The organism is Paenibacillus sp. 01T422, from assembly GCF_056398785.1.
Genome location: NZ_JBFTQB010000912.1, coordinates 1 through 2,578 on the forward strand (window position 1 = coordinate 1; position 2,578 = coordinate 2,578).

General features: G+C 50.3%; 1 protein-coding gene and 1 pseudogene. Both read right to left on the bottom strand.

Features of this window, described 5'->3' with window-relative positions; genetic code table 11:
- Window positions 1-626 precede the first annotated feature (626 nt).
- Window positions 627-1,841, bottom strand: a complete 1,215-nt coding sequence (gene fdhA / locus AC1DUA_RS33330; protein WP_477503817.1) for a formaldehyde dehydrogenase, glutathione-independent — start codon at window positions 1,839-1,841, stop codon at window positions 627-629.
- Window positions 1,842-2,074: 233 nt separating this feature from the next.
- A pseudogene (locus tag AC1DUA_RS33335) lies at window positions 2,075-2,578 on the bottom strand (hypothetical protein); the annotation flags it as partial.

The window sequence follows — 2,578 nt, forward strand, 5'->3', positions numbered from 1 at the left end:
CCAGGATGCTCCTCACGTTGCGGCCTTTGTTCGTCAGTGGTTCTTTTAACGTATTCATATGCTTACCTCCGTGTCCATAGGATGCAACTTCATCTGTTAACTACTTCGATACTTGCCTGCGTAAACCTGCATGCTATCTTAAAGGTTGTGCACTGATGAGTTGTTAGGTGGAAGTTGGCTGAATGGTGAATTGCGTGAGCGGAAAGTTGAAGGGTTGGTAAAGTAGCTAACATCCAGGGCTGACGGAGTTCAATCCGTCAGTCCTTCAAAGAGGGCCCGTCGCCCTTGCGACGGCCCTTCCATGGGAACTACAGTCCCCTATTCCCAGTGAATAAGCACATTTCCGCCGACATGGGGAACTACAGTCCGTTATTCTGCCGGTTTCAGCCGAAAAACGTGAATGTGTGAATAAGGGCCTGGAGTTCCGCTCAGAGAGGAAATAGCTCATTTTCCTCGAAATAGTGGACTCCAGTTCCCTCAAGAGAAACACTTAGCGGAATTCTCGCTGGGGTTGTAGAGAAACTTCTTAGCACAGTTCCCGCCGATGTTCTACCACTGCTGCCCCGCCGCACAGCCCAAAAAGGCATCCCCCGTCCAACGACGGAAGATGCCTTCAACAAAACCAACTATTTCACAAGCCCATGCGGATCAATCACGAATTTCCGCGAAACACCGCGATCAAATTCCTGGTACGCGCCAGGCGCTTCCTCCAAGGAAATTTTCGTCGCGTTCACCGCTTTCGCAATTTGCGCTCTGCCACTGAGGATGGCCATCATCAAGTCGCGATGGTATTTCATAACTGGCGTCTGGCCGGTGACGAACGTGTGAGATTTGGCCCAGCCGAGCCCAAACCGGATTTTTAGCGTGCCGATTTTGGAATCTTCGTCCACAGCACCAGGATCGCCGGTCACATACAGCCCCGGAATACCCAAGCTGCCACCCGCACGCGTAACCTCCATGATGGAGTTAAGCACAGTCGCCGGCGCCTCACCATGTGCCTTGCCATGTCCATGGGCTTCGAAGCCTACGCAGTCAACCGCGCAATCCACTTCCGGCGTGCCCAGAATTTGCGCGATCTGCTCCGCCAAATTAGCGTGCTCACGCAAATTGACGGTCTCGCAGCCGAAGCTTTTCGCTTGAGCCAGCCGCTCTGCGTTCAGATCACCAACAATAACGACCGCTGCGCCCAGCAGTTGTGCGGAATGCGCTGCYGCCAGTCCGACTGGACCTGCACCGGCAACGTACACGGTCGAGCCTGGACGTACACCGGCGCTAACTGCACCATGGTAACCCGTTGGGAAAATATCGGATAACATCGTTAAATCAAGAATTTTCTCCATCGCTTGGGCTTTGTCCGGAAATTTCAGCAATTGAAAATCAGCGTACGGTACCATGACGTACTCAGACTGACCGCCTACCCAACCGCCCATATCAACATAACCATAGGCCGATCCAGGACGATCCGGGTTCACATTCAGACATACATTCGTATGGCGCTCTTTGCAGTTGCGACAGCGTCCACAGGCAATATTGAACGGAACGGAGACCAGATCTCCTTTTTGGATAAACTCCACATCCCGACCAACTTCAATAACTTCTCCCGTGATTTCATGTCCCAAAATAAGTCCCGACGGCGCCGTCGTTCTTCCTCTGACCATGTGCTGGTCGCTGCCGCAAATGTTCGTCGTGACGACTTTAAGTATGACGCCATGCTCACATTTACGTCCCACATTTAACGGATTCACGCCTGGACCATCACGCAAAATAAGATCCGGATACGCTGTATCCCGAATTTCTACACTCCCTGGTTTGTTATAAACGACTGCTCTGTTTCCTGCCATCCTCGTATTCCTCCCAAATTGAAATGTCACTTTCGTTAATCGATCAACCGTGAATCATTCATCATTTTTAAGAAAGGGAAACGCTTCCAAGAATTTAAGATTATGTAGATCAAGCAGCCATTCCATCTATTTCCATTATATGAGACAGGCCCAATGAAGTATACAGCTTATCGCAACAAAGTTGTAACGACACTAGCACTTATCCCTTCTGTAGGCATTTACATGTCCTTAATCTACGGTTGAACAACCTTTAACCAATCACCAACACCTAGCGAAAGCTCCATTTCCCACTCGAAAAAACCTTTTGCCGGAATGACCTGCGCTGTCCCATTGCTTATAGCTTTCTCTAAAGAATCGTAGTAGCCGATGCTTGGCTCCAGCGCACACGTCACCCGATCATTGATCCTTCCTTCGTCGATCCAGATGCCGATATAGGGAACCTTGTCAGCCGGCACAGACATAATGAAATAATTACCGCTTTCTTCTTCATACAACCCCGACCATCCTGCCGTCACTTTCCCATCATAATAAAACTTGCGTGCATCTCCAGTTGCCACCGGTGTCAGCCTACAGACATCCTGCCATGAATAGGAAGCACCCAGTGTAAGCTTTTCCCCTCCAAAAACACACATCATACGCTCCATAGAATCGGGGAGTAGAAGGCGTGTCCGTTCTGTAATCGCAAACTGCGGATGCGGTACCCACAGGAAGGGGATCGGTTTATCACCCTCATTCTC